This is a genomic window from Stenotrophomonas sp. ATs4, assembly GCF_051861585.1.
Classification (GTDB): domain Bacteria; phylum Pseudomonadota; class Gammaproteobacteria; order Xanthomonadales; family Xanthomonadaceae; genus Stenotrophomonas; species Stenotrophomonas maltophilia_AS.
This window is the reverse complement of the sequence record NZ_JBLYPK010000004.1, coordinates 313,285-334,640: the sequence shown is the minus strand read 5'-3', so window position 1 is coordinate 334,640 and position 21,356 is coordinate 313,285. Positions and strand designations below refer to the sequence as shown.

General features: G+C 65.1%; 24 protein-coding genes. 12 read left to right on the top strand and 12 right to left on the bottom strand.

Annotation, left to right across the window (positions count from 1 at the left end):
• Positions 1–110 precede the first annotated feature (110 nt).
• The 3 genes from ABR323_RS09635 (at position 111) to ABR323_RS09625 (ending at position 1,334) form a co-directional block, all read left to right on the top strand.
• Complete coding sequence (locus ABR323_RS09635; protein ID WP_439449124.1) at positions 111–389, top strand: hypothetical protein; 279 nt, start codon at positions 111–113, stop codon at positions 387–389.
• A 291-nt stretch (positions 390–680) separates the two neighbouring features.
• The gene (locus ABR323_RS09630) at positions 681–1,046 is read left to right on the top strand and encodes a lipoprotein (protein WP_439449123.1); all 366 of its coding nucleotides are present in this window, start codon (positions 681–683) and stop codon (positions 1,044–1,046) included.
• Positions 1,047–1,133: 87 nt separating this feature from the next.
• Positions 1,134–1,334, top strand: coding sequence for a hypothetical protein (locus tag ABR323_RS09625; RefSeq protein WP_439449122.1), 201 nt, complete (start codon positions 1,134–1,136; stop codon positions 1,332–1,334).
• A gap of 101 nt (positions 1,335–1,435) precedes the next feature.
• Here ABR323_RS09625 and ABR323_RS09620 read toward each other — a convergent pair whose 3' ends face one another.
• Positions 1,436–1,741 carry a hypothetical protein gene (locus ABR323_RS09620; RefSeq protein WP_439449121.1) on the bottom strand — a complete coding sequence of 102 codons (306 nt, stop codon included), beginning with the start codon at positions 1,739–1,741 and terminating at the stop codon, positions 1,436–1,438.
• A 315-nt stretch (positions 1,742–2,056) separates the two neighbouring features.
• Between ABR323_RS09620 and ABR323_RS09615 the strand changes: the two genes are divergently transcribed.
• The 4 genes from ABR323_RS09615 (at position 2,057) to ABR323_RS09600 (ending at position 4,472) form a co-directional block, all read left to right on the top strand.
• The gene (locus ABR323_RS09615) at positions 2,057–2,653 is read left to right on the top strand and encodes a hypothetical protein (protein ID WP_439449120.1); all 597 of its coding nucleotides are present in this window, start codon (positions 2,057–2,059) and stop codon (positions 2,651–2,653) included.
• Between the two features lie 159 nt (positions 2,654–2,812).
• Positions 2,813–2,995: a hypothetical protein gene (locus tag ABR323_RS09610; RefSeq protein ID WP_439449119.1), complete on the top strand. Its 183-nt coding sequence runs from the start codon at positions 2,813–2,815 to the stop codon at positions 2,993–2,995.
• 64 nt (positions 2,996–3,059) lie between these two features.
• Positions 3,060–3,485: a hypothetical protein gene (locus tag ABR323_RS09605; protein WP_439449118.1), complete on the top strand. Its 426-nt coding sequence runs from the start codon at positions 3,060–3,062 to the stop codon at positions 3,483–3,485.
• A 324-nt stretch (positions 3,486–3,809) separates the two neighbouring features.
• Positions 3,810–4,472 (top strand): hypothetical protein, encoded by a 663-nt coding sequence (locus ABR323_RS09600; protein ID WP_439449117.1) that lies wholly within the window; start codon positions 3,810–3,812, stop codon positions 4,470–4,472.
• A gap of 96 nt (positions 4,473–4,568) precedes the next feature.
• Here the strand turns inward: ABR323_RS09600 and ABR323_RS09595 are convergent, their stop codons facing one another.
• From ABR323_RS09595 to ABR323_RS09585, 3 genes are all read right to left on the bottom strand, one after another.
• Positions 4,569–5,279: a 2OG-Fe(II) oxygenase gene (locus ABR323_RS09595; RefSeq protein WP_032129276.1), complete on the bottom strand. Its 711-nt coding sequence runs from the start codon at positions 5,277–5,279 to the stop codon at positions 4,569–4,571.
• 107 nt (positions 5,280–5,386) lie between these two features.
• A complete protein-coding gene (locus tag ABR323_RS09590; RefSeq protein WP_014035428.1) occupies positions 5,387–6,403 on the bottom strand; it encodes a class 1 fructose-bisphosphatase in 1,017 nt (338 codons plus the stop codon).
• A gap of 200 nt (positions 6,404–6,603) precedes the next feature.
• Positions 6,604–7,806 (bottom strand): aromatic amino acid transaminase, encoded by a 1,203-nt coding sequence (locus tag ABR323_RS09585; RefSeq protein ID WP_439449116.1) that lies wholly within the window; start codon positions 7,804–7,806, stop codon positions 6,604–6,606.
• 171 nt (positions 7,807–7,977) lie between these two features.
• Between ABR323_RS09585 and ABR323_RS09580 the strand changes: the two genes are divergently transcribed.
• Positions 7,978–10,068, top strand: a complete 2,091-nt coding sequence (locus tag ABR323_RS09580; RefSeq protein ID WP_439449115.1) for a TonB-dependent receptor family protein — start codon at positions 7,978–7,980, stop codon at positions 10,066–10,068.
• Between the two features lie 79 nt (positions 10,069–10,147).
• On the opposite strand, the gene ABR323_RS09575 is transcribed toward ABR323_RS09580, so the two are convergent.
• Entirely contained in the window at positions 10,148–10,492 is a 345-nt protein-coding gene (locus ABR323_RS09575; RefSeq protein WP_439449114.1) for a hypothetical protein, read from the bottom strand.
• A 147-nt stretch (positions 10,493–10,639) separates the two neighbouring features.
• Between ABR323_RS09575 and ABR323_RS09570 the strand changes: the two genes are divergently transcribed.
• Entirely contained in the window at positions 10,640–11,038 is a 399-nt protein-coding gene (locus ABR323_RS09570) for a hypothetical protein (RefSeq protein ID WP_439449113.1), read from the top strand.
• A 71-nt stretch (positions 11,039–11,109) separates the two neighbouring features.
• Here ABR323_RS09570 and ABR323_RS09565 read toward each other — a convergent pair whose 3' ends face one another.
• From ABR323_RS09565 to ABR323_RS09550, 4 genes are all read right to left on the bottom strand, one after another.
• Positions 11,110–11,502: a hypothetical protein gene (locus tag ABR323_RS09565; RefSeq protein WP_439449112.1), complete on the bottom strand. Its 393-nt coding sequence runs from the start codon at positions 11,500–11,502 to the stop codon at positions 11,110–11,112.
• A gap of 127 nt (positions 11,503–11,629) precedes the next feature.
• Complete coding sequence (gene adhP, locus ABR323_RS09560; protein WP_439449111.1) at positions 11,630–12,658, bottom strand: alcohol dehydrogenase AdhP; 1,029 nt, start codon at positions 12,656–12,658, stop codon at positions 11,630–11,632.
• A 95-nt stretch (positions 12,659–12,753) separates the two neighbouring features.
• Entirely contained in the window at positions 12,754–13,392 is a 639-nt protein-coding gene (gene eda, locus ABR323_RS09555) for a bifunctional 4-hydroxy-2-oxoglutarate aldolase/2-dehydro-3-deoxy-phosphogluconate aldolase (RefSeq protein ID WP_135271803.1), read from the bottom strand.
• Positions 13,393–13,518: 126 nt separating this feature from the next.
• Complete coding sequence (locus tag ABR323_RS09550) at positions 13,519–14,109, bottom strand: cysteine dioxygenase family protein (RefSeq protein WP_135271804.1); 591 nt, start codon at positions 14,107–14,109, stop codon at positions 13,519–13,521.
• 239 nt (positions 14,110–14,348) lie between these two features.
• Between ABR323_RS09550 and ABR323_RS09545 the strand changes: the two genes are divergently transcribed.
• Positions 14,349–15,404, top strand: a complete 1,056-nt coding sequence (locus ABR323_RS09545; protein WP_439449110.1) for a LacI family DNA-binding transcriptional regulator — start codon at positions 14,349–14,351, stop codon at positions 15,402–15,404.
• A gap of 115 nt (positions 15,405–15,519) precedes the next feature.
• Here the strand turns inward: ABR323_RS09545 and phhA are convergent, their stop codons facing one another.
• Positions 15,520–16,413: a phenylalanine 4-monooxygenase gene (phhA, locus tag ABR323_RS09540; protein ID WP_439449109.1), complete on the bottom strand. Its 894-nt coding sequence runs from the start codon at positions 16,411–16,413 to the stop codon at positions 15,520–15,522.
• A gap of 125 nt (positions 16,414–16,538) precedes the next feature.
• On the opposite strand from phhA, the gene ABR323_RS09535 reads away from it, so the two are divergent.
• On the top strand, positions 16,539–17,021 hold the full coding sequence (locus ABR323_RS09535; RefSeq protein ID WP_135271807.1) for an Lrp/AsnC family transcriptional regulator: 483 nt from the start codon (positions 16,539–16,541) through the stop codon (positions 17,019–17,021).
• Between the two features lie 87 nt (positions 17,022–17,108).
• A complete protein-coding gene (locus tag ABR323_RS09530; protein WP_439449108.1) occupies positions 17,109–19,115 on the top strand; it encodes a hypothetical protein in 2,007 nt (668 codons plus the stop codon).
• A 35-nt stretch (positions 19,116–19,150) separates the two neighbouring features.
• Here ABR323_RS09530 and ABR323_RS09525 read toward each other — a convergent pair whose 3' ends face one another.
• Both ABR323_RS09525 and ABR323_RS09520 read right to left on the bottom strand, forming a co-directional pair.
• Entirely contained in the window at positions 19,151–20,143 is a 993-nt protein-coding gene (locus ABR323_RS09525; RefSeq protein ID WP_135271812.1) for a patatin-like phospholipase family protein, read from the bottom strand.
• 172 nt (positions 20,144–20,315) lie between these two features.
• Positions 20,316–21,332, bottom strand: coding sequence for a TIGR00266 family protein (locus ABR323_RS09520; protein WP_439449107.1), 1,017 nt, complete (start codon positions 21,330–21,332; stop codon positions 20,316–20,318).
• Between the last annotated feature and the right edge of the window lie 24 nt (positions 21,333–21,356).

Below are 21,356 nucleotides of genomic sequence, written 5' to 3'. Positions count from 1 at the left end.
TGTCAGCTACGGAAGCAAGGGTGGCTATTCGGTTGACTATAAGATGACAGATCGATCTGGAAAAACTGTCATTGAGGACTCGGTGGAAAAGTATGAATAGAGCTCAACTCATGAGCACGATTCTTACAGTCGGACGAGCCATCAGTGTAGGGGCGGTGATCTACTTCTACAGCAGGGCAAGCTCCCTCTATCGCCTTGTCAGAGAGTGTCTGGAACATGTGGATGACGCGTCCGCGTTTGAATACTGCAAGGGCTATCCGGACTCCATCCAGTTCCAGCTCCTCGGTATGACGATCTCGTTCTTCATGATCCTTGTGATAAATCACCGTATTGGAGCCTCCACCACGAGAGAGCCGGACCGAACGTCCGGGCAACTACCTGACCAATGATAATTCTGAGGCCTGCAGAAACGGTCGGTCCATCGCCCGCCGCTTACAACAGCAGGTTGATCAGCAAGGTGTGGCAAAAAGCAGGAAAGCCTGGAACCACGCGCACGGACGCAGCGTTCTGAAGGACGACGTGGGTGGGCTGAACATTGGTTTACCAGGACAGAGCTACGATGGGAAACCAGGCGCTGGTACAACGGATGCCCTGACATCATTCGTAACAACCCGATCAGCATTCCATCGTCTGTTTCCACAGAAGATTTCTTAGCCGAAGCAGACTGAGAAACGCGCCGAATGAAAAAGACTCTTACTGCCGCGTTGAGTGCGTTGATGGTGTCGGGCTGCTCGACTGTCGGCGGTGACATGGTCATCCGAGTGTCGGGATCGATACCCTCATCTTCGACCACATCCCAGCAGGAAACCGTATGTCAGCTAGAAATGATCTCTGTTGAGACCGGAGAAATCTTCAACTCGAAAGATGTTCGAAGCGAGTTCTCCACGATGATGATGGTTGTCTCAGGAAAAAAGCCGAAGCACTACTATTTCTCTGCTAAATGCCGTGATGGCAGGCTGTTCCGTTCAGAAGACGTTGCCGTCAGTAGCCGTCGTTCGCGCAGTAGGACGTTCGATCTTGGATCCCTTACCGAAGAATCACCTTGATCGCATCCGCGCCATTCTCATCGACCCAATGAGAAGGACCGGCAGGGCCTGCATGGTGCGAAAGCGCCAAAGTGCTGACGAGTGAACATGCGTCCAGCAGCACTGTTGAACAGCCGCTTCAAGCTGGCGCGCAAGCGGCTCGGATTCAACGCGCAGAACAGCCACTGGCCGAAGCTGGATTGCAGCCGGTTCCAGAAGCCGTTGCCGCCGAAGAAGGATACGCCGCAGGGCAGTCTGTTCTGGAACACTGGACCGTGGCGCGATCCACCGGTAACAATCCGAACCTAGCTGCTTAGCCTGGATCCAAGGAAGGTGTAGATGGATCACCCAAGATCAGCGGTGGTGCGATTCCGTCCGCACGGCGATGAATCGATTCGTCCATGAAGCGCTTACATACCTTCAGCTGTGGTGCGTTTCTGTTTGTCTGTGGTGCCGATGCAGAGGCTGCCCGTGCGTTTGTGGTTGAAGACGCTGCCATGCGCGACCCCGCCTGCCTTACCGTCGAGCCACGACAGCGGCTCTTCGCTTGTCACCAGATCGTTGTCGGGGACAGCCGAGTGATCGGGCTGAGACGATTCCGCTCGTCGTGGAGGACCGACCGTTCCACCTTCAGCAAGCTCACGATTCAGCTCCCCGCTGATGCGAAGGCCGGAGACCGATTCGCTGCTGCAGGCGATCGAATACGGATGTTCCATAGCAGTGGGTCCAGCGCGTTTGCCGGAAAGACAGGCTGCTACGGAGTGGCGGTCGCAGGGCGGGTGAGCGTGGTCTCCATCGGAGACGCCGGCGCCGAGATCCAGGTCGACGCAACGTTTCGCTCTGCAAGCCCACTGCAATGGCCGGGAGATTGTGACGCACCGACCACGGTGTCAGAGCATCTGAGAGCCCAGCCATTGTCTCTGGAGCAGCTTGATGCATGGACGGGAGCGCATGATCCGGAGGCATCCCCCTTCGATCAGGCACACCTCTCCAGACGCTCGCACAACTGAATCCACACGAATGAGCTGTACATGATGAAACGCACTCACTGCTTCCACGCCAGTGGTCTCCTTCTCTACCTTGCGAGCGTGCAGGTGGAGGCCCGCGCCTTGCACGAATGCATCGTCGTTCCGCAGGCCACGGTCGTCACTGACATGCCGGTCGGTCTGGACGAGTTCGAACAGCGTTTGTGGACAGCAAATGCAGGTCAGGCGGTGAGCAAGGGCACCGACACCCTTCTTCTGCTTCGCCTGTTCTCGGAATCACCGGGCGTGATGGATTCCCAAGAGTTTACCAAGGTCACCGGCAGCCTGAAGGGATACACGCCTTCGCCGGAAGGGACGCCAGAGGTAGTGGATGCACGCCTCACCAGTGGCGCCGCGGGCTTCGCGCACGAGGGAGACTACTGGCTGTCCGATTCAGCGGACGTCGAACTACATCAGCCGCACAAGGGCGATAGTCGGATCGAAGTCAAAGTGATGGCTGTTGGGTGGAACAGCTATCGAAAAGAAGACCGTTCCTTCTATCTCCAGTTCACCTGTCAACTCCAGGAAATCCCTGTCGAGAAGCTCAGTGCCTGGCAAGGAGGTAACGACAATCTTTGGGGATCCTTTGGACCTGCTAGATAATCGAGCGACGACAACCTGTACCCAACAACCTCTGCACACCATGAAATAGACTGGCACTAGCTGCGAGGGGGCCTGGAAAAGGAGAGTTCATCTCATGGATGCGGAACGGATCCGCCTACGGGCTCAAATCGATGTATACAGAACAATGCGATAGCTGAAATGAAGATCATCTACTGGTTCGGTATTGCGTATCTCTGGATGCTCCCATTGAATTTTCTTCTGCTGACCGCTGCCAGGCTGATGTCAGGCAACGCGCTTGGGAATGAAGAACTCGTGGGCTTCGGTGTCGCCCTCCTTGGTCTGATGGCGGGAGGGATTCTCTATCGCCGCCGCCCTCGGTAGAGGTGAGTTCGTTCGACCGTGTTCCAGGTCCAGTACTGAGAAAGCACTGACTGGAGGTCCTGGCATGGCAACCTTGAAGAGTGGCGGAGCTCTCCTGGGGCACCTCGGAGCTAAGGCAGTCAGAATCATCTCTGACTGGACGACCGCTCGCGGCGGATTCAAAGGCACAAGGAACATCATCTGCGGTAAGGCGACTGTGCGAGGAACTTATGGCGCCGCGAAAAGGCAGGAAAAGAGATCCTGGATTGCCAGTCGTCCAGCACGGCTTCGTGCGATCGAGAGTTGGAGAATGATGAAGATTTTACTTTGGGTACCTATTGTTGTATTTGCTTTGCTGTCATTGAGAGCAGTCGCGTTCGTCGCCTATCAAGGGCTAAATGGAACTCCCTTCGAAGATGAGGAAATCATTGTCGCTGGGATCGGATTGGTCTGCGGCTGGATCGCCTGGGTCATGTACAAGACCTTGATCAGACCATGGAGAAGGCAGTGAGCCTGGTTCTGAGCCCGTGGTTTGAGAGCGAGCGCCGTCGGCACCGACCGGAACGAGGACGTCAGTTTCGGTCACACCGACTATATTGGTTGGCCTGACCATGCGACCAATAAAGTGCAGCAGGTGGTGTGGAAGGCGCACATCTACGCTTACGGGCGAAGTGTCCTGACGGACGATGCGGACAGATCGTTCTGAACAACAAATCCCTTGGTGAACTTGATCAAAGGCTGATGATCACGGCGTATGACGTCATCGTTCATGTAGTTCCTCATCCGAATCGTGAACTGCGCGGAGCGTTCGGAAAAGGCCATGAGAGACTAGCTAATGAGGCAAATATTCGTACTGAAAGAGCAAGCATTCCTGGGGAGTGCGGCTGTGCCAACTAAGGTGTTGATCGCGCTTCTCCTCGCACTGACCAGCACAGCGTGCGCATCGCTTTCTGGAAGCCAGAGATCAAGCAGCTTCTATGTCTCGAATGCCGATTCCGACATGGCTGGCTGCGAGAGGTCTGACTATAGGGAAGTTGCACTTGCGTGCCATCGGATTGTTGATGGCGACAATGTCGTAGTGGCATTGCGCGAGTACACAGCCACCAAGGTTGAGAATGAAAGATACAGGAAGCTGACATTGATGCTTCCCCCGAATCTGGCGGAGGGAGATGTCTTCAGTTTGACGGAGGGTGATATCAGGGCGTTCTACAGCACTGGCCTTAGCCTGAGACCTGGCAGCACTGGATGCTACGGAAAGGCAGTTTCAGGTAGCGTCGAGATCCTCAGGAAATCCAATGATCTGATGCAGCTACGCATCAACGCGCGTTTTGATCTCGATAGCCCCGCGGGCTGGAAGGACCACTGCAAGGTGCGCGAGCTCAGCTATGAACTGAATGCCATCCAGAGGCCGCTGGGTCAGCTGGGCGCATGGGAAGGCGTGCCAGCCCCTGGAGATTCTCTTATCAGCGAGGGCAGCCCCGGTGGCGGTCTGCCTTAGGAGATAACACTAACCGCTCGCACCACAGCACAGGATCTCGGGGGCCTGCTTCATGATCCGGACAAGATGCTGAGAACTTCGAGTGACCAATTTGCTTCACCCTCCCCCAAACAACTTCTGCGCACTCTGGAACAGGATCCAACTCGTCGCGATGAACTTGTCCCCACCCTGTGGCCGATTCCCGCGATGGGTGTGGGTGAACGCCGTCGGGGCGATCAGCAGGCTGCCGGTACGTGGCGCGATCTTGCGGCCCTGGAACAGGAACTCGGTTTCGCCTTCCTCGAAGTCGTCGTTGAGGTACAGCGTCCACAACACGTGCCGGTGCAGGGTCTCGGCCTGGGCATCCTTCGGGTACAGCTCGCAATGCCAGTACGGATAACCGCCCTCGCCCGCTGCGTACCACTGCAGGTTGATCGCACCCGGGCGCAGGCAGGTGCGGGCCAGATCGGCCAGCTGCTGCTGCGGCATGTCGGGGAAGTCCTCGGCAGACAGGCGTCGCGGTTGGCCGTTGCTGTCCTGGATCTGCAACATCAGCGGGGCGATCAACGCCTGTGGATAACGGCGTAGATAAGTCAGCAGGCCGTTGAACACCGCGATCTGCAGCTGCTGGTCGACATCCTGCCAGCCGTCCAGGCCACTGATGCGCAGATCCTTGCTGTGCTTGAGTTCCGGGAACACACCACTGCCCACGGCACCGGGCTGCAGGCCACGCGTAGCGCGCAGACGTTCAACGATCGCCGCGCAGACCTCGCTGGGGACGGCGTTGTGGATGACTTCGATGAAATCGACCGGGCCCTGCTCGTGCATGCGTGCATTCCTTAGGCGGCAACGGCTTGATGGTGCCGTTTGCCGCCCTCGGTGTCACCCCATGGTCATGTCATCGAATTGCCATGACCGTTGTCGGAGGACCGGCCTCAGCCCTGTGCGTCGTCGTGCGCGTGGTGGTAGCGCACGGCTTCGGCCACTTCCTCGCGCGAGCCCAGGAACACCGGCACGCGCTGGTGCAGCTGGTCGGGCTGGATGTCGAGGATGCGCTCTCGGCCGGTCCAGGCAGCGCCGCCGGCCTGTTCCACCAGCAGGCCCATCGGGTTGGCTTCGTACATCAGACGCAGCTTGCCGGCCTTGGACGGGTCCTTCTTGTCCCACGGGTAGATGAAGATGCCGCCGCGGGTCAGGATGCGATGCACGTCGGCCACCATGCTGGCGATCCAGCGCATGTTGAAGTTCTTGCCGCGCGCGCCTTCCTTGCCCGCCAGCAGATCGCCCACGTAGGCCTGCATCGGCGCTTCCCAGTGGCGCTGGTTGGACATGTTGATGGCGAATTCCTGGGTGGCCGCCGGAATCTGCATGTTCTCGGTGGTCAGCACGAACTCGCCCTTCTCGCGGTCCAGGGTGAAGGCGTGCGTACCGTGGCCGACGGTCAGCACCAGCTGGGTGCTGGGCCCGTAGATGCAGTAGCCGGCGGCAATCTGCTTGCTGCCCGGCTGCAGGAACGCGTCATCGCCCGGCAGTTCGACATTGGTCGGGCAGCGCAGCACCGAGAAGATGGTGCCGACGGAGACGTTGACGTCGATGTTGGAGCTGCCGTCGAGGGGATCGAACAGCAGCAGGAAATCACCGCGCGGGTAGATGTCCGGCACCGGCTGGCTGTGGTCCATTTCTTCGGAGGCGCAGGCGGCGAGGTGACCACCCCAGGCGTTGGCTTCGAGCAGGATCTCGTTGCTGATCACATCCAGCTTCTTCTGCGCTTCGCCCTGCACGTTGCCGGTTCCGGCGTCGCCGAGCACGCCACCGAGGGCGCCCTTGCTGACGGCGATGGAGATGCTGGTGCAGGCGCGGGCGACCACGGCGATCAGCTGGCGCAGGTCGGCATTGATGCGGCCGGCGTGCTGTTCCTGGATCAGGAAGCGGGTCAACGAAGTACGGGACATGAGCGGGCAGGTCTCGGCAGCGGGAAAACGCCTATTGTCGCCCGTATGGCGTGGCCGTGCGTGAGCGCGGGAAGGCGTAATCGTTTCCAGATGCGTTTGCGCTTCAGGGTTCGTCGCGAGCGCGGTGGGATGGCAAGAGCAAGAGCAAAAAACAAAGGCGCCTTTCGGCGCCTTTGTCTTCAAATCACTGGAGCGTTGCTTCAGCTCTTGGCGACGGTGGCCACGGCCTTGGCGACGTATTCCAGGTTGTTCTGGTTCAGCGCGGCCACGCAGATGCGGCCGGTGCCGACGGCGTAGATGCCGAACTCGTCGCGCAGGCGCTCGACCTGCTCACGGCTCAGGCCGGAGTAGGAGAACATGCCTGCCTGCTCGTTGATGAAACCGAACTGCGGTGCACCTGCAGCGGCCAGCTTCTCGACCAGGCCGTGGCGCAGTGCGTGGATGCGCTCGCGCATCTCGGTCAGTTCCTGCTCCCACATCGCGCGCAGTTCCGGGTTGGTCAGCACTCCGGCCACCAGCGCAGCACCGTGGGTGGACGGGCTGGAGTAGATCGTGCGGATCACACGCTTGACCTGCGACTGCACGGCCTTGGCGTCAGCGGCGGTCGGCGCCACCATCGACAGCGCACCCACGCGTTCGCCATACAGCGAGAACGATTTGGAGTACGAGTTGGCGACGATGAAGCTGTCGATGCCGGCTTCGGCGATGATGCGCACCGCGGCGCCGTCCTGCTCGATGCCCTTGTCGAAGCCCTGGTAGGCCATGTCGATGAAGGGGAACAGCTGGCGGTCCTTCAGCAGCTGTGCAACCTGCTTCCACTGGGTGACCGTGAGGTCGGCACCGGTGGGGTTGTGGCAGCAGGCGTGCAGCAGCACCACGGTGCCGGCTTTCAGCTTGCCCAGGTCGGCCAGCAGGCCGTCGAAGTTGACGCCGTGGGTGGTCGGGTCGAAGTAGGTGTAATCCACCACCTCGAAGCCGGCCGCGCTGAACACGGCGCGGTGGTTCTCCCAGCTCGGGTTGCTCAGCGCAACGGTGGCGTGCGGCAGCAGCTTCTTCAGCACGTCGGCGCCGACGCGCAGTGCACCGCTGCCACCGACGGTCTGTGCGGTGGTCACGCGGCCGGCGGCCAGCAGCGGCGAGTCCTTGCCGAACACCAGCTCGCGCGTGGCCTGCGTATACGCCGGCAGGCCATCGATCGGCAGGTAGCCGCGCGGTTTGGCTTCAGCGGCGAGCTGCTGTTCGATCTGCTTGACGGCGCGCAGCAGCGGAATGCGGCCGCTCTCGTCGTAGTAGATGCCCACACCCAGGTTGACCTTGGTCGGGCGGCTGTCGGCGTTGTACGCCTCGGTCAGGCCCAGGATCGGGTCGCCTGGGACCAGTTCCACGTTTGCAAAGAAGGACACGGCGGTACTCGTTCGGTAGACGGAAAGGGGGAGGAATTGCGCCACGCGGCTTGCGGCTTTTCAGCCGGAAACAGCCCATCGTAACAAAGCCTGCCGGGGCTGGCCGCCGCCATCGTCATCCGCGGCCCCGTACCATGGCGTGCGTTGCCGCCCGATCCATCAACCTGAATCATGAATCCTGCCGCACGACGCCATTGCCTGCCGCTGTCCGCCCTGCTGCTGTCGCCACTGGCGGTCATGGCAGAACCTGCACCCACTGCCCTGCCCGCCGTGCAGGTACAGGCCGCACGGGTGCCTGGCATCGAGCCTTTCGCGCTGCCGGCCAGCCAGGACACGGTCTGGATCGATGCCAGCCGCGCCGGAACCGGGGCGCAGCTGTCCGAGGCGTTGGCCGGGGTACCGGGTCTGTTGGCACGCGACCGGCAGAACTTCGCCCAGGACACGCAGCTGTCGATCCGTGGTTTCGGGGCGCGTTCGACCTTCGGCGTGCGCGGGGTGCGGGTACTGATCGACGGGGTGCCCGCGACCATGCCCGATGGCCAGGGTCAGCTGTCGCACGCCAGCCTGCTGGGTGCCGAACGCATTGAAGTGCTGCGCGGGCCGTTCTCGGCGCTGTACGGCAATTCCTCCGGCGGCGTGCTGCAGGTCTGGAGTGCGCAGGGCCAAACCGGCGACCCGTGGCGGCTGCGCCTCAACGCCGGGGCTGACAACACGCTCAGTGTCGGTGCGCAGCTGAAGGGTGCAGGCCACGGGCTGGACTACAACATCGCCGCCAATCATTTCCGTACCGATGGCTGGCGCGACCACAGTCGTGCGCGCCGTGAATCGCTCACTGCGCGCATCGGTGGTGACCTGGGTGGTGGGCGGCTGGAGCTGCTGCTCAACGCACTGGAAGCCCCCGATGCGCAGGACCCGCTGGGCCTGACCCGTGCCCAGGTAGCGGCTGATCCACGCGAGGCCACGGCGGTGGCGCACCAGTACAACACCCGCAAATCGGTGCGCCAGCAGCAGGCCGGTCTGCGTTGGACCCGTGAAACCGGGGCGCAGCGCTGGCAGCTGATGGGCTATGCCGGCCAGCGCGCGGTGACCCAGTACCTGCCGATTCCACCGGCTGCCCAGGCAAACCCGCTGCATGCCGGCGGGGTGATCGATCTGGAGGGCGGTTACGGCGGGCTGGACGCGCGCTGGGGCTGGCACGGCGACTTCGCCGGCCGACCGCTGGATCTGGTAGCCGGGATCAGCGCCGACCGCCAGCGCCAGCATCGCACCGGCTACGAGAACTTCATCGGCAGCGCCTTGGGCGTGCGTGGGCGCCTGCGTCGTGACCAGATCGACGTCGTGCAGAACGTGGACCAGTTCGCCCAGGCCTGGTGGCAATGGAGCCCGCGCTGGTCGCTGCTGGCCGGGCTGCGCCACAGCACGGTGCGTTTCGAGTCCGATGACCGCTTCGTCACCGACCGCAACCCGGATGACAGTGGCCACCGGCGCTACCAGGCGACCACGCCGGTAGCAGGCGTCAGCTTCGAGGCCAGCCCGCAGTGGCGGCTGCACGCGGCCGTGGGGCGCGGTTTCGAGACCCCCACCTTCAACGAACTGGGCTATCGCGCCGATGGCCAGGCGGGATTGGCACTGGATCTAGCGGCCGCACGCAGCCGCAATCTGGAGATTGGCAGCAAGTGGCACGCGCAGGACGGAACCCAGCTTGATATCAGCCTGTTCCGTGCAGATACCGACGACGAACTGGCAGTTGCCAGCAACACCGGCGGACGCAGCACCTATCGCAACATCGGCCGCACCCGCCGCCAGGGCGTGGAACTGCAGTACCGCCAGCCGCTGGCCGAACAACTGGAACTGCAGTTGGCGTGGACCTGGCTGCAGGCGCAGGTGCGCTCGCCGTACCTGACCGCGAACACCCTGGTCGCTGCAGGCAGCCGCCTGCCCGGTGTGCCACGCCAGCAGGCCTTCGCCCGTCTGCAGTGGAGCCCCACTGACTGGCAGTGGGCGCTGGAGGCCTCGGCCAGCACCGATACCGTGGTCAATGACGTGGCTACGGCGCGCGCGCCCGGGTTCGCCCTGCTGCACCTGGAAGGCGGGCGCCGCTGGACCTTGCCGGGTGGCGAGCTGCGCGCCTTCGCCCGGGTGGAGAACGTGCTGGACCAGGCCTACATCGGCTCGGTGATCGTCAATGACGGCAACGGGCGCTTCTACGAGCCCGGACCGGGACGGCGAGCCAACGTCGGCCTGCAGTGGTCGTGGCGTTGAAGTGGTAGTGCCGGCCGCTGGCCGGCATCGCGCCGTGCAGGACGTCAGGAGGTTGCCGGCCAGCGGCCGGCACTACCGGTCAGTCGGGGGCCTTGGACGGTACGAACGGCGAGGTCGGGTCGCTGGCCGGGAAGGTCTCCTCCAGCGCCTCGTCCTGGTTGTCGCTGGCGCGCTGCTTGCGCTCGCGGCGCTTGAGCGGGCTTTCCTGGCCGCCACGATGGCGGTCGCCACCATCCTTGCGGTCCTGGGCGGCCTGTTCAGCCTCGTGTTTCACTGGCAGGTGCTCGCCAGCGTGCTCGGCGTCGAAGAACGGCGCGCCGGTACCGCGGTAGTCGGCATTGTCGGCATCGCGCTTGCCGCGCTGCTCGCCGGGAATGGGCGGGTGATTCTCGCGCAACGGGTCTCGGGAGGTCTCTCGGCTCATGATCTGGCTACCTGCGCTCGGGGGCTCCCACTACACCGCCTGCAAGGTAAAGCCGCCGCGAACCTGGCGTCATGAACATCTCGCTCACCCCTTGGTAACGGCACCGCGCGTATTCCTGCCCACCCGCCCCCGCTGCAGGAGCCGGCCATGCCCCGTCTTGAACGACCCGCCCCATCCGTGTTCAACGCCCTGCTTGATCCGCTCGGCCAGCGCACGGCGCAGCGCCGGACGCGTCGCCATGAGGACCCGCAGGCGGTGGCGCAGGACTATCTGCAGTACATGCTGAGTGATTACGAAGCCCGTCGTGGCCAGAGCCACCGCAGCTGGCGCGATCTGTGCCCGGTGTATGCCTTCGCACTGACCACGCATGCCGCGGACTGGCCGCGCGGTGATGCCGCCGATACCTGCGAGGAACTGGCCGAGCACTGGGAACAGATGCGCGGGCAGTCGCGGTTGGGCTGGTCGCAGGCACGGCCGGTAGTGGAGGACGCCTGGCGCGCGCTGGACCATATCCCGGCGGCGGCGGTGAGGCCGTTGCTGCAGTAACCCTGGGGTTCTGCGTACACGCTCAGGCGTGCTGTGGTTGCCGGCCAGCGGCCGGCACTACCTGTATGCGCTCAGCGCGGATTGCGCGACGGGCGGCGCCCGAACCACCAGCCCACCAGCAGCTGCACCGGCAACGATGCCAGCAGCGAAATGACGAACCACAACGGAAAATCCGCGCCCGTAGTCCACACCGCGTAGGCGCAGCCCAGCGCGATCAACGACCAGATCGAAAAACCATGCGAACGCGGCCAGCAGGGCGCGTAGTAGGTGGCGAAGGTGATGCCGGCAATGCCACCGAGCACGCTGAAGGCCAGGTCCCAGCCCAGCTGTACGCTGTTGTTGTCCGGCGACATGCCCAGCAGCGGGGGCAGCCAGCTGGCGACGCTGCTGACCAACGCAAGCGACAGCACGCCGCCGATCAAGGCGACGAGGGACAGGAACAGGGTCTTGAGCAGGCCGGGCATGCGCGCATTGTACGGCTGTGCGAAGTGCCTGGGGTTGCCGGCCAGCGGCCGGCACTACCGATGGATCGGCATGGCCGCCGCGTCCGTGGGAGAGGGTGACGGAGCGACGACGACCATGCACAGGTGGTCAGGCAGCGAAGTCGAGCACCACGCGGCCTTCGATGGTGCCCGCGTGCATGCGTGCGAACACCTCGTTGATGTTTTCCAGACGGTCGGTGCTGACGGTGGCGGCGACCTTGCCTTCGGCAGCGAACTGCAGCGATTCCTGCAGGTCCAGCCGGGTGCCGACGATCGAGCCGCGCACGGTGATGCCGTTGAGCACCATGCCGAAGATATCCAGCGGGAAGTTGCCGGGCGGCAGGCCGTTGAGCGAAACCGTACCGCCACGGCGGACCATGCCCAGTGCCTGTTCGAATGCTTTCGGCGAAACGGCGGTGACCAGGGCACCGTGCGCGCCGCCGATCTCCTTCCTCAGATAGGTGGCCGGGTCGGTAGTACGTGCGTTGACGGTGATCTGTGCACCCAGTTGCCGGGCCAGCGCCAGCTTGTTGTCGTCCACATCCACCGCGGCCACGTTCAGGCCCATCGCGCGGGCGTACTGCACCGCCATGTGGCCCAGGCCGCCGATGCCGGAAATCACCACCCAGTCCCCGGGCTTGGTATCGGTAACTTTCAGGCCCTTGTAGACGGTCACGCCGGCGCACAGCACCGGCGCGATCTCGACGAAGCCCACTTCCTTCGGAAGCAGGCCGACATAGTTGGCATCGGCCAGTGCGTACTCGGCGAAGCCGCCGTTGACCGAGTAGCCGGTGTTGCGCTGTGTCTCGCACAGCGTTTCCCAGCCACCCAGGCAGTGTTCGCAATGGCCACACGCCGAGTACAACCAGGGGATGCCGACCCTGTCGCCTTCCTTGACGTGCCCTACCCCGCCTCCCACGGCCACGATGTGCCCCACGCCCTCGTGACCGGGGATGAACGGCGGGTTCGGTTTCACCGGCCAGTCGCCCTCGGCGGCGTGCAGGTCGGTGTGGCAGACGCCACAGGCCTCGATCTTGACCAGTACTTCGCCCGCCCCCGGGCGCGGTACCTGGACTTCCTCGATCACCAGTGGCTTGCCGAACTCACGCACGACGGCGGCCTTCATGGTCGAATTCATGTTCGGATCTCCGTAGTGCGCTTGCCCACAGAATGACGCCGGCTCGAGGCCGGCGCTTTGATCACGATCAAACCGTTGAAGATTCCCGCAAGGGGTCAGCCGGCCAGCACCGAGGCCTCGCGGGCGAGGCGTTCGATGGCGTCCCAGTCGCGGGTCTGCAGCAGCGCCGGCGTGGTCAGCCACGAACCGCCCACGCACAGCACGTTGGGCAGGTGCAGGAACTGCGGCGCGGTCTGTGCGCTGATGCCGCCGGTCGGGCAGAAGCGCACATCCGCGAACGGGCCGTGCCAGGCTGCCAGCAGTGCGGCGCCACCGGCCTGCACCGCCGGGAAGAACTTGAAGGTGTCCATGCCGTGCTCCAGGCCCAGGATCAGGTCCGAGGCGGTGGCGGCACCGGGCAGGTACGGCAGGTCGGCATCGCGTGCGGCGGCATACAGCGCCGGCGTGGCACCGGGGGACACCGCGAAACGTGCACCGGCCTGTTTCGCCGCCTGCATCTGCCCGGCATCGAGCACGGTGCCGGCGCCGATCACCGCATCCGGCACGGCCTCGACCATGGCCTTGATTGCATCCAGTGCCTGCGGCGTGCGCAGCGTCACCTCGATCACGGGCAGGCCGCCGCGGAACAGAGCCTGGGCCACTTCGACCGCTTCATTCACATCTTCGGGGGTGTACACCGGGATCACCGGTGCCAGCTTCAGCAGCGCGCGCAGGCGCGGATCAGCGCTGGACATGGTCTTGCTCCTTGCCCGACAGGGCATCGCGGATTGCTGCCGGGCCCGGCAGCGCAGCGGCGCATGATGCCATGTGAATGGGGAAGGCGTTACCGGAAGCGCCCCGCCTCCCTGCCCTGCACCGGCTCAGGCCGGGTCGGCCTGCAGTGCCTGGATGCGGCGCTGGTACCAGTCGCCGCCGAGTGGGTCGAACACCGCCGCGCGCTCCATCGGCGCCTCATACACATGCACCGAGATCGCCAGGGCCTCGTCGCTGGCATTGCGCAGGGTGTGGTACTCGTGCGGTGGAATCAGGCTGCCGGCACTGCCGCAGCCCCCGCGCAGCGCGGCGTGGCGCCGGAAGCGGCAGCGCTCGCCGTTGCGCTCCAGCAGTTCATAGCGGGTGATCTCCAGTTCACCCAACCACACTCCCTCCACACACCACATGGCATCGTGGTCGTGCAGCGGCGTGCCCTGCCCTGGGCCCCAGCTCATGGCAATTACGCTGTAGCCGTGTTCGCGGCTGTGGTAGAGCGGGCGTCGCGCGTAATGATCACCGACCGGACGGTGCACGCACTCGGGAAGTTCGATGCGGCTGTCTGCGATGGCGTCCTGCAGTGCCAACTGCAGGTCGGCGGTGATGCGCCCGGCGTTGCCGGAGGTCATCGCCGCGTCGACGGCGGCGATCAACCGATCGCGGCCACGGAACGCCGGAAACGGAGAAGTCTGCAGGTCCATGCCTCGACTGTAGCGGAGCATGGTTAAGGGAATGTTGGCGTTCGCGCGCGTCGCGCCCGCATTCAAGGTGAACACGCGCGGAAGAACGGTTCAGATGCGAACGAAGTAGAGCGATCACAATGGAACCTCGCGCAACAGAACGGGTCGAACACGACGCGATTCACATCCGCTGCGACATTCCGCAACTTCGCGCCCTTCGGGCGCAAGGCTAGAATTCTCCGACTTACCTGGTTCTATACATGTCAGTGCGAATTATTAGCGATGCCGCGTTGCCGGCGTCGAAGGGCAAGGCTGCCACGATCAACGACATCGCACGACTGTCGGGAGTTTCCAAGAAAACGGTTTCAAGAATCATCAACAACTCGCCGCTGGTGCACAAAGACACCCGCGACAAGGTCGAGGCGTTGATGCGCGAGGTCGGTTACGTGCCCGACCCCCTGGCGCGCGGGCTCGCGTTCCGCCGCTCCTTCCTGATCGGCCTGGTGTATGACGACCCGGGCGCCCAATGCATCGTCGACCTGCAGCAGGGCGCACTGGAAGCGCTGCGCGGCACCGGCTATGAACTGGTGGTGCATCCCTGCGACAGCCAGGATCCGGACTGTGCGGACGGCGTGCGGCGCTTCGTGCAGCAGCAGAAACTGCATGGCGTGATCCTCGGTCCGCGTGCCTCCGAGTCGGTTGCGCTGACCGGAATGCTCGACGGCATCGAATGCCGCTACATCCGCATCAACGCATATGTGTCGGACGACGAAGTACAGGCAGTGGTCACCCACGACCGCGACGGTGCAGCCGCAGCCGCGGGCTACCTGCTCTCGCTCGGCCACCGCGACATCGCGGTGATTGCCGGCCCGGGGCACCGTCGTACCGCACGCGAGCGTACTCACGGCTTCCTCGACCGGCTGGCCCAGGTGGGCCTGACCCTGCCGGGTGAGCGCGTGCTCGAAGCGGGCGATACGTTCGAGTCAGGCGTGCATGCCGCCGAACGCCTGCTGATGGCCGAAGGACGGCCCAGTGCGATCTTCGCCGGCAACGACGAAATGGCCGCTGGCGTGTACCAGGTGGCATTGCGTGCGGGCATCGCGGTGCCGCAGCAGTTGTCGATCGTCAGCTACGACGACAGCCCGCTGGCGTCGCGGCTGTGGCCGCCGCTGACCTCGGTGCGCCGCCATGTATCCGACATCGGCCGCATGGCCGCAGCGATGCTGGTGCAGACCGATATGCCGGATGCGCCGACCGCGGCCAGCGTGCATCCGCAGTTGATGGTGCGCGGTTCCTGCCGGGCCGTGGACGGCTGACTGCCCTGCCCTGTCCTGCGCGGCTGCAACGGCGCAGGCAGCAGGCAGCAGGCATCAACGAGAACGGCGCACCCAGGTGCGCCGTTTTCAGTGCGAAGCAGTGAGCGTGACGCGTTTACACGTCGCCGCCGTCAGCCCAGCCTTCGCCGGTGCCGGCCTGGAACACGCGGTCACTGCCCTGCACGTCGCCGGCCGGCAGATGCGCCTGGTCGGCCAGTGCCGCGTAGATCGGCGTGAAGTCCGGCGACGTTGCCTGCATCAGCTGGTCGAAGCTGTCGATGACGAAGTAGGTCTTCTGGAAGGTGTCGATGCGGTACTTCGTGCGCATGATCCGCTGCAGGTCGAAGCCGATGCGGTTGGGCGCAGCCGATTCCAGCGAGTACAGCGACTCGCCCTTCGACGACACGATGCCGGCGCCGTAGATGCGCAGGCCGTCGCGCGTATCGATCAGGCCGAACTCCACCGTGTACCAGTACAGGCGGGTCAGGTTCTGCAGTGCATCCGGACCGATCGCGTGGGCTTTGACGCCGCCACGGCCGTACGCCTCCATGTAGTCGGCGAACACCGGGTTCATCAGTAGCGGCACGTGGCCGAACAGATCGTGGAACAGGTCCGGTTCGGCGATGTAATCAATCTGGTCCGGACGACGGATCCACCAGGTCACCGGGAAACGGCGGTTGGCCAGGTGGTCAAAGAAATCCAGTTCCGGCAGCAGGCCTTCGACGCCGACCAGGGTCCAGCCGGTGGCCGCGCCCAGTACTTCGTTGAGCTGGTCGAAGCGCGGAATCATGTGCGCGTTCATGCCCATCTCGTCCTGTGCATCCAGGAATTCCTGACAGGCGCGGCCGACCAGCAGTTCGCGCTGGCGCTGGTACAGCGTGCTCCAGGTGGCGTGGTCGTCGGCGCTGTAGGTGTCCCACGGCTGCTCGACGAGCGCGGTGGTATACACCGGCACGTAGCCCTTGTCGGTCTGCTGGTGTTCGACGCGGCGGGGCTGGGCGAGGTCCATGGGGCACTCCTTGACGGGATACCCACGATGCTAGGGCAGGGCGCGCGCAACAGGGTTGCAAAAGTTGCGTCGATTGGCCCTGTTGGCGCAATATCCTTGCGTACTCACCATGTTGCGGGGCAACAATGGCCGGAGAAGTCCAGTTCGATCGCACGGATATACGCCTGCTGGCTGAAATCCAGCGGGATGGGCGCGCCACCAACGCCGAGCTGGCAACACGGGTGAATCTGTCACCCTCGGCCTGCCTGCGCCGCCTGCAACGGCTGGAAAGCGAGGGCGTGATCGTCGGCTATGGCGCGCGGCTGGAACCACGGCAGCTGCGGCTGGGCCTGCAGGCCTTCGTACGCGTGCAGCTGGAGAAGCATGACCAGGCCGCCATCGGCCACTTCGTGGACAGCGTACAAGCGTGGGATGAAGTGGTGGCCTGCCATGCGCTGACCGGCGACATGGACTACCTGCTGCACGTCTACGTGCGCGATCTGGAACATTTTTCGCGTTTCCTGCTGGACCGGCTGCTCAACGCCGGTGGCGTGGCCGATGCCAACTCCAGCTTCGTGCTGCGCACGGTAAAGGGATTCCAGGCGTTGCCGTTGTCGCAGCTGGAATAAACGCGCTGCCGCGATTTGACGGCGCCGGGCGGGTAGCCGAGCATCACCGCCCTGCGCGCGCCGCAGCGCTTCTCTACGATTCCAGGCATGTCCGAACTCCAGCACCCGGTGCTCAGCACCACCTTCCTGCCGTTGCAGCGCAAGTCGCTCGCACGCTTCATCGCCCGCGGCACGCCGCCGCAGAGCGCGTTGGAACAGGCCGGGCTGATGGCCGCGCAGCTGTGCCGAGCGCGCCTGCATGCCCCGGCCGAGATCGAGCGCCTGCTGCACGACGCCTGCGCGCTGTTTGCCAGCAATGACGACGCGCAGGCGCAGCTGACCGGCCCCGCTGGCGGCAGCCAGCCGGAGCTGGATGCCTGGCTGACCGCATTGGCCGCCCACGGCGTGCTGCTGGCACCTGCGGAGATCCTTCAGGACTTCATCGCACAGTCGCCACGGGAGTACCCGGGCCTGGCCCTGCAGCAGGCCTGCCAGGAAACCCTGGCCGAACATGAGATCCGCTTTCCCGCCACCTTCGCCAGCGACGACGACGAAGCCGTGCAGGATGACGCGCCCGCCGAGGATGCGCGGGCGGTCGAACGCCATGGCCTGTACACCTCCGAGCAGGCCCGTGTGCTGCGCGCCATCGCGGCCAACCCCGATGAGCTGATCGACCTCGATGGCTACGCCGGTACCGGTAAGAGCCATCTGGTGCTGGCGCTGATGGACGCGCGTCCGGGCCGCTACACCTACATCGCACCTTCGCGCGGCCAGGTGGAAGCGTTCCGCGCCCGCGTGCCGGCCAGCACGGCGGTGCGCCTGCTGACCCAGATCGAGTTCGCCAACCGCGTGGCGCAGCACGCCGCGCGCAGCGGTCAGACCGGTGGCTTCGTAGCCAGCTATCGGCGCAGCACCCGTACTCCGCGCGAGATCGCCGGTCGCATCGGCCTGCAGGGCATCGGTGGGCGCAGCCCGGAGCAGGTGCTGCTGACCGCCTTCGAGGCCATCAACCGCTGGTGTGCGTCGTCGGCACCGGGCATGGCGTTCCAGCATTTCGACCGTTCGGTGCCCGCCGCGATGCTCGACGTATCGCCGTACATGGCGGCTGCCGAGCACGTCTGGCGCTGCATGTTCGACGCCGAACTGCAGCGCGGCACGCTGCTGAGCCTCAACCCGACGCACATCGGCAAGTGGTTGGCGCTGCGCGGCGTCACCCCGCCGCAGGACATGGGCATGCTGCTGGTGGACGAGGCGCATGACCTGAGCCCGTCGTGGAAGCAGTTGCTGGCCGGTCATGCGCCTGGCGTGGTCAGCCTGGGCGATCCGCACCAGTGCCTGTCCGGTACGGTGCCGCGCTGGGCCGCGTCGAAGGTGCTGGAAATGCACCAGTCGGTGCGCCAGGGCAACCAGGTCGACGGCCTGGTCAACCAGACCCTGGCGCTGGATGGACTGGGCCAGGACAGCGGGCCATTCGTTGGTGCCGCCGACCGCGCCACCGGTGTGCTGCATTACCGCGATTGGGCGCAGGTGCCGAGCGATGGCCTGCGCATCCACGGCAACGTCGCCGATCTGGCCCTGGATGCCGCACAGTTGCAGATGCGCGGGCTGCGACCCTACCTGCACCCGGCATCGCTGCGCGCGCTGCGCAGCGTGCTGCAGCGGCCGCTGGATGCGTGGCGCCGGCACCGCGACAGCGCATCGGGCCAGGCGTGGGAGCGCTTGCTGGCCACGCAGGCCGACGAAGGGCAGGGCGCGCTGGTCGAACTGTTTGCATCTGCCGATCGGGTGCAGTCACTGCTGCAGGCGCTTGATGACCAGGACACGCCCGCTGAAGGGCGGTTGGCGCTGTGCCTGGCCGAACATGCGAAGAACCTGCAGTTCGACGTGGTCTCGCTGTCACCCGGTTGCTTCAGTGCGGGGCAGGGCGGGCGCATCTGGCACAACCCGGTGCGCGCGGTCTATCTGGCGCTGACCCGTGCGCGACGCCAGCTGCATGTGCCGGCCGATGGCATGGAACAGCTGCAGCATACGGCGGCGCTGCAGGAACAGGCGCGGCAGACACGCAGGCGCGAGCGGCAGCAGGCCAGCGGTTACCGACCCGCGCGCAAGCACTAGGTGCCGCGCCGCTCAGCAGCGGCGCGGCGGGACGTTCAGCACTTGTCCTTGCGGCCCATCAGCTTGCCAAGGCGCGAGGCTTCCTCGCACTTCGGCGCAACCACCGGAGCCGGTGCGGCGGCCGCAGCGCGTGCACGCTGCAGCTGCTGGATCTTCGCGCGGATCTGCGGCATCGCCGCCATCGCCGCCTTTTCGCCTTCCAGGATCGCCGTGCCGCGCTGGCTGAAATCGGCGGCGCCGATGTCCAGCACCTTCGGGCGGATGACGATGTCGGCGCGTGCCAGTTCCTGTTCGCCCAGGCGCTGGCCCATGATCGAGATGGACTGGTTGACGATGCCCAGCATGTCGGTCGGCGCCTTGCCGCTGGCCTTGCTGGAGATGTCCACGGCGATCACGAAGTCGGCGCCGAGCTGGCGCGCGGCATCCACCGGCACCGGGCTGACCACGCCGCCGTCGATGTAGTTGCGGCCACCGATCTTCACCGGCTCGAACACGCCGGGGATGCTGCTCGACGCGCGCACGGCCTGGCCGACGTTGCCGCGCACGAAGATCGAGCGCTCGCCGGTTTCGAGCTGGGTGGCCACGGCGGCGAACGGCTTTTTCAGGCGCTCGGCAGGACGGTTGGCGACCTGCTCGTTGACGTAGTCCTGCAGCTTCTGGCCCTGCACCAGGCCACCGGAGAACAGGCGCACGTCGCGGATGCTGGCTTCGTCCAGCGCCACCGCCTTGCTCTGCATCTGGAAGGCGTCCATGCCGCTGGCATACAGCGCACCGACCACGCTGCCGGCGCTGGTGCCGGACACCACGGCTGGCTCGAAGCCATTGGCCTCCAGCATCTTGATCACGCCGATGTGGGCGAAGCCCTTGGCTGCGCCACCGCCCAGGGCGATACCGATCTTCACCGGCTTGGCCTGCGGCACCACGGTCGGCGCCGGCGGCGGCGTAGGACGGACCGGGTCGCCACCGCAGCCGGCGAGCAGGCCGATCAAGGCGACGGACAGCAGCATGCGGGGGCGGAACAGGCTCATCGGCAGTGCGCTCACGGCGCCGGATTCAGGAAAGGGCGCCAGCATACCGAAGGTGCCGCAGGGCGGGCAGGGTAGGTCGGCCCGCCCATTCATCGAATGCTTCGGGTAGTGCCGGCCGCTGGCCGGCAACATCGTGAAACAGCCGGCCAGCGGCCGGCACTACCGGAGCCGGTCAGAACCGGTTGTCGCCGTCCAGCATCCGGCCCAGGCCGCCCAGTACCGAGCCTTCGCCGCGGCTCTGGCCACCGCCCTGCGGCGCGGCCATCCACATGCGGCCGGCCAGGCGCGAGAACGGCAGCGACTGCAGCCAGACCTTGCCGGGGCCGGTCAACGTGGCCAGGAACACGCCCTCGCCACCGAACAGCATGCTCTTGATGCCAGCCACCCGGCGCACGTCCATGTCCACGGTGGGGTGGTAGGCCACCACGCAGCCGGTATCCACGTCCAGGCGCTCACCCGCGGCCAGCTCGCGTTCCACCACGCAGCCACCGGCGTGGATGAACACCCAGCCGTCGCCCTCCAGCTTCTGCATGATGAAGCCCTCGCCGCCGAACAGGCCGGTCATGATCTTGCGCTGGAACTGCACGCCGATCTGCACGCCGCGCGCACCGGCCAGGAAGCTGTCCTTCTGGCAGATCAGGCGGCCGCCATGCTGGTCCAGCTTCATCGCCAGCACGGTACCGGGGTAGGGCGCGGCAAAGGCGACCTTGCCCTTGCCATGGCCGCTCTGGGTGTAGACGGTGGCGAACAGGCTCTCGCCGGTCAGCACGCGCTTGCCGGCGGCCATTACCTTGCCCATCAGGCCGCCGCCCTGGTCGCCGGTGGCGGCGCCGAACACCGTATCCATCTGCACGGTGGCGTCCTTGAACATCAGCGCGCCGGCCTCGGCAATGGCGCTCTCACCGGGGTCGAGCTCGATTTCCACGAACTGCATTTCATGGCCGACGATGCGGAATTCGATGTCGTCGGCGCGGCCGCTGGCGGCGGCAGGGACCGGCGGCGGGGTGTTGGGCATGCCCGGGGCCGCGGACTGCAGTTCGGGCACATCGGCAATCGAAGTCCACCCGCTCATGCCCTGGCACCAGGCCAGGGCGCGCGGGTTGGCCTGCGCATAACGGCGCGCGGCCTCGCCATCAAGCGGGCCGATACGCTCGGCCTGGGCGGAGGCATGGAAGTACCACTGGGTCATTGCGGCGGCTCGGCGAGGCTGGAA

Bases quoted from the DNA above. Each gene is read 5' to 3' on its own strand.
- ABR323_RS09635 (WP_439449124.1), top strand. From the start codon at position 111: ATGAGCACGATTCTTACAGTCGGACGAGCCATCAGTGTAGGGGCGGTG.
- ABR323_RS09630 (WP_439449123.1), top strand. From the start codon at position 681: ATGAAAAAGACTCTTACTGCCGCGTTGAGTGCGTTGATGGTGTCGGGC.
- ABR323_RS09625 (WP_439449122.1), top strand. From the start codon at position 1,134: ATGCGTCCAGCAGCACTGTTGAACAGCCGCTTCAAGCTGGCGCGCAAG.
- ABR323_RS09620 (WP_439449121.1), bottom strand. From the start codon at position 1,741: ATGGAACATCCGTATTCGATCGCCTGCAGCAGCGAATCGGTCTCCGGC.
- ABR323_RS09615 (WP_439449120.1), top strand. From the start codon at position 2,057: ATGATGAAACGCACTCACTGCTTCCACGCCAGTGGTCTCCTTCTCTAC.
- ABR323_RS09610 (WP_439449119.1), top strand. From the start codon at position 2,813: ATGAAGATCATCTACTGGTTCGGTATTGCGTATCTCTGGATGCTCCCA.
- ABR323_RS09605 (WP_439449118.1), top strand. From the start codon at position 3,060: ATGGCAACCTTGAAGAGTGGCGGAGCTCTCCTGGGGCACCTCGGAGCT.
- ABR323_RS09600 (WP_439449117.1), top strand. From the start codon at position 3,810: ATGAGGCAAATATTCGTACTGAAAGAGCAAGCATTCCTGGGGAGTGCG.
- ABR323_RS09595 (WP_032129276.1), bottom strand. From the start codon at position 5,279: ATGCACGAGCAGGGCCCGGTCGATTTCATCGAAGTCATCCACAACGCC.
- ABR323_RS09590 (WP_014035428.1), bottom strand. From the start codon at position 6,403: ATGTCCCGTACTTCGTTGACCCGCTTCCTGATCCAGGAACAGCACGCC.
- ABR323_RS09580 (WP_439449115.1), top strand. From the start codon at position 7,978: ATGAATCCTGCCGCACGACGCCATTGCCTGCCGCTGTCCGCCCTGCTG.
- ABR323_RS09575 (WP_439449114.1), bottom strand. From the start codon at position 10,492: ATGAGCCGAGAGACCTCCCGAGACCCGTTGCGCGAGAATCACCCGCCC.
- ABR323_RS09570 (WP_439449113.1), top strand. From the start codon at position 10,640: ATGCCCCGTCTTGAACGACCCGCCCCATCCGTGTTCAACGCCCTGCTT.
- ABR323_RS09565 (WP_439449112.1), bottom strand. From the start codon at position 11,502: ATGCCCGGCCTGCTCAAGACCCTGTTCCTGTCCCTCGTCGCCTTGATC.
- adhP (WP_439449111.1), bottom strand. From the start codon at position 12,658: ATGAATTCGACCATGAAGGCCGCCGTCGTGCGTGAGTTCGGCAAGCCA.
- eda (WP_135271803.1), bottom strand. From the start codon at position 13,392: ATGTCCAGCGCTGATCCGCGCCTGCGCGCGCTGCTGAAGCTGGCACCG.
- ABR323_RS09550 (WP_135271804.1), bottom strand. From the start codon at position 14,109: ATGGACCTGCAGACTTCTCCGTTTCCGGCGTTCCGTGGCCGCGATCGG.
- ABR323_RS09545 (WP_439449110.1), top strand. From the start codon at position 14,349: ATGTCAGTGCGAATTATTAGCGATGCCGCGTTGCCGGCGTCGAAGGGC.
- phhA (WP_439449109.1), bottom strand. From the start codon at position 16,413: ATGGACCTCGCCCAGCCCCGCCGCGTCGAACACCAGCAGACCGACAAG.
- ABR323_RS09535 (WP_135271807.1), top strand. From the start codon at position 16,539: ATGGCCGGAGAAGTCCAGTTCGATCGCACGGATATACGCCTGCTGGCT.
- ABR323_RS09530 (WP_439449108.1), top strand. From the start codon at position 17,109: ATGTCCGAACTCCAGCACCCGGTGCTCAGCACCACCTTCCTGCCGTTG.
- ABR323_RS09525 (WP_135271812.1), bottom strand. From the start codon at position 20,143: ATGAGCCTGTTCCGCCCCCGCATGCTGCTGTCCGTCGCCTTGATCGGC.
- ABR323_RS09520 (WP_439449107.1), bottom strand. From the start codon at position 21,332: ATGACCCAGTGGTACTTCCATGCCTCCGCCCAGGCCGAGCGTATCGGC.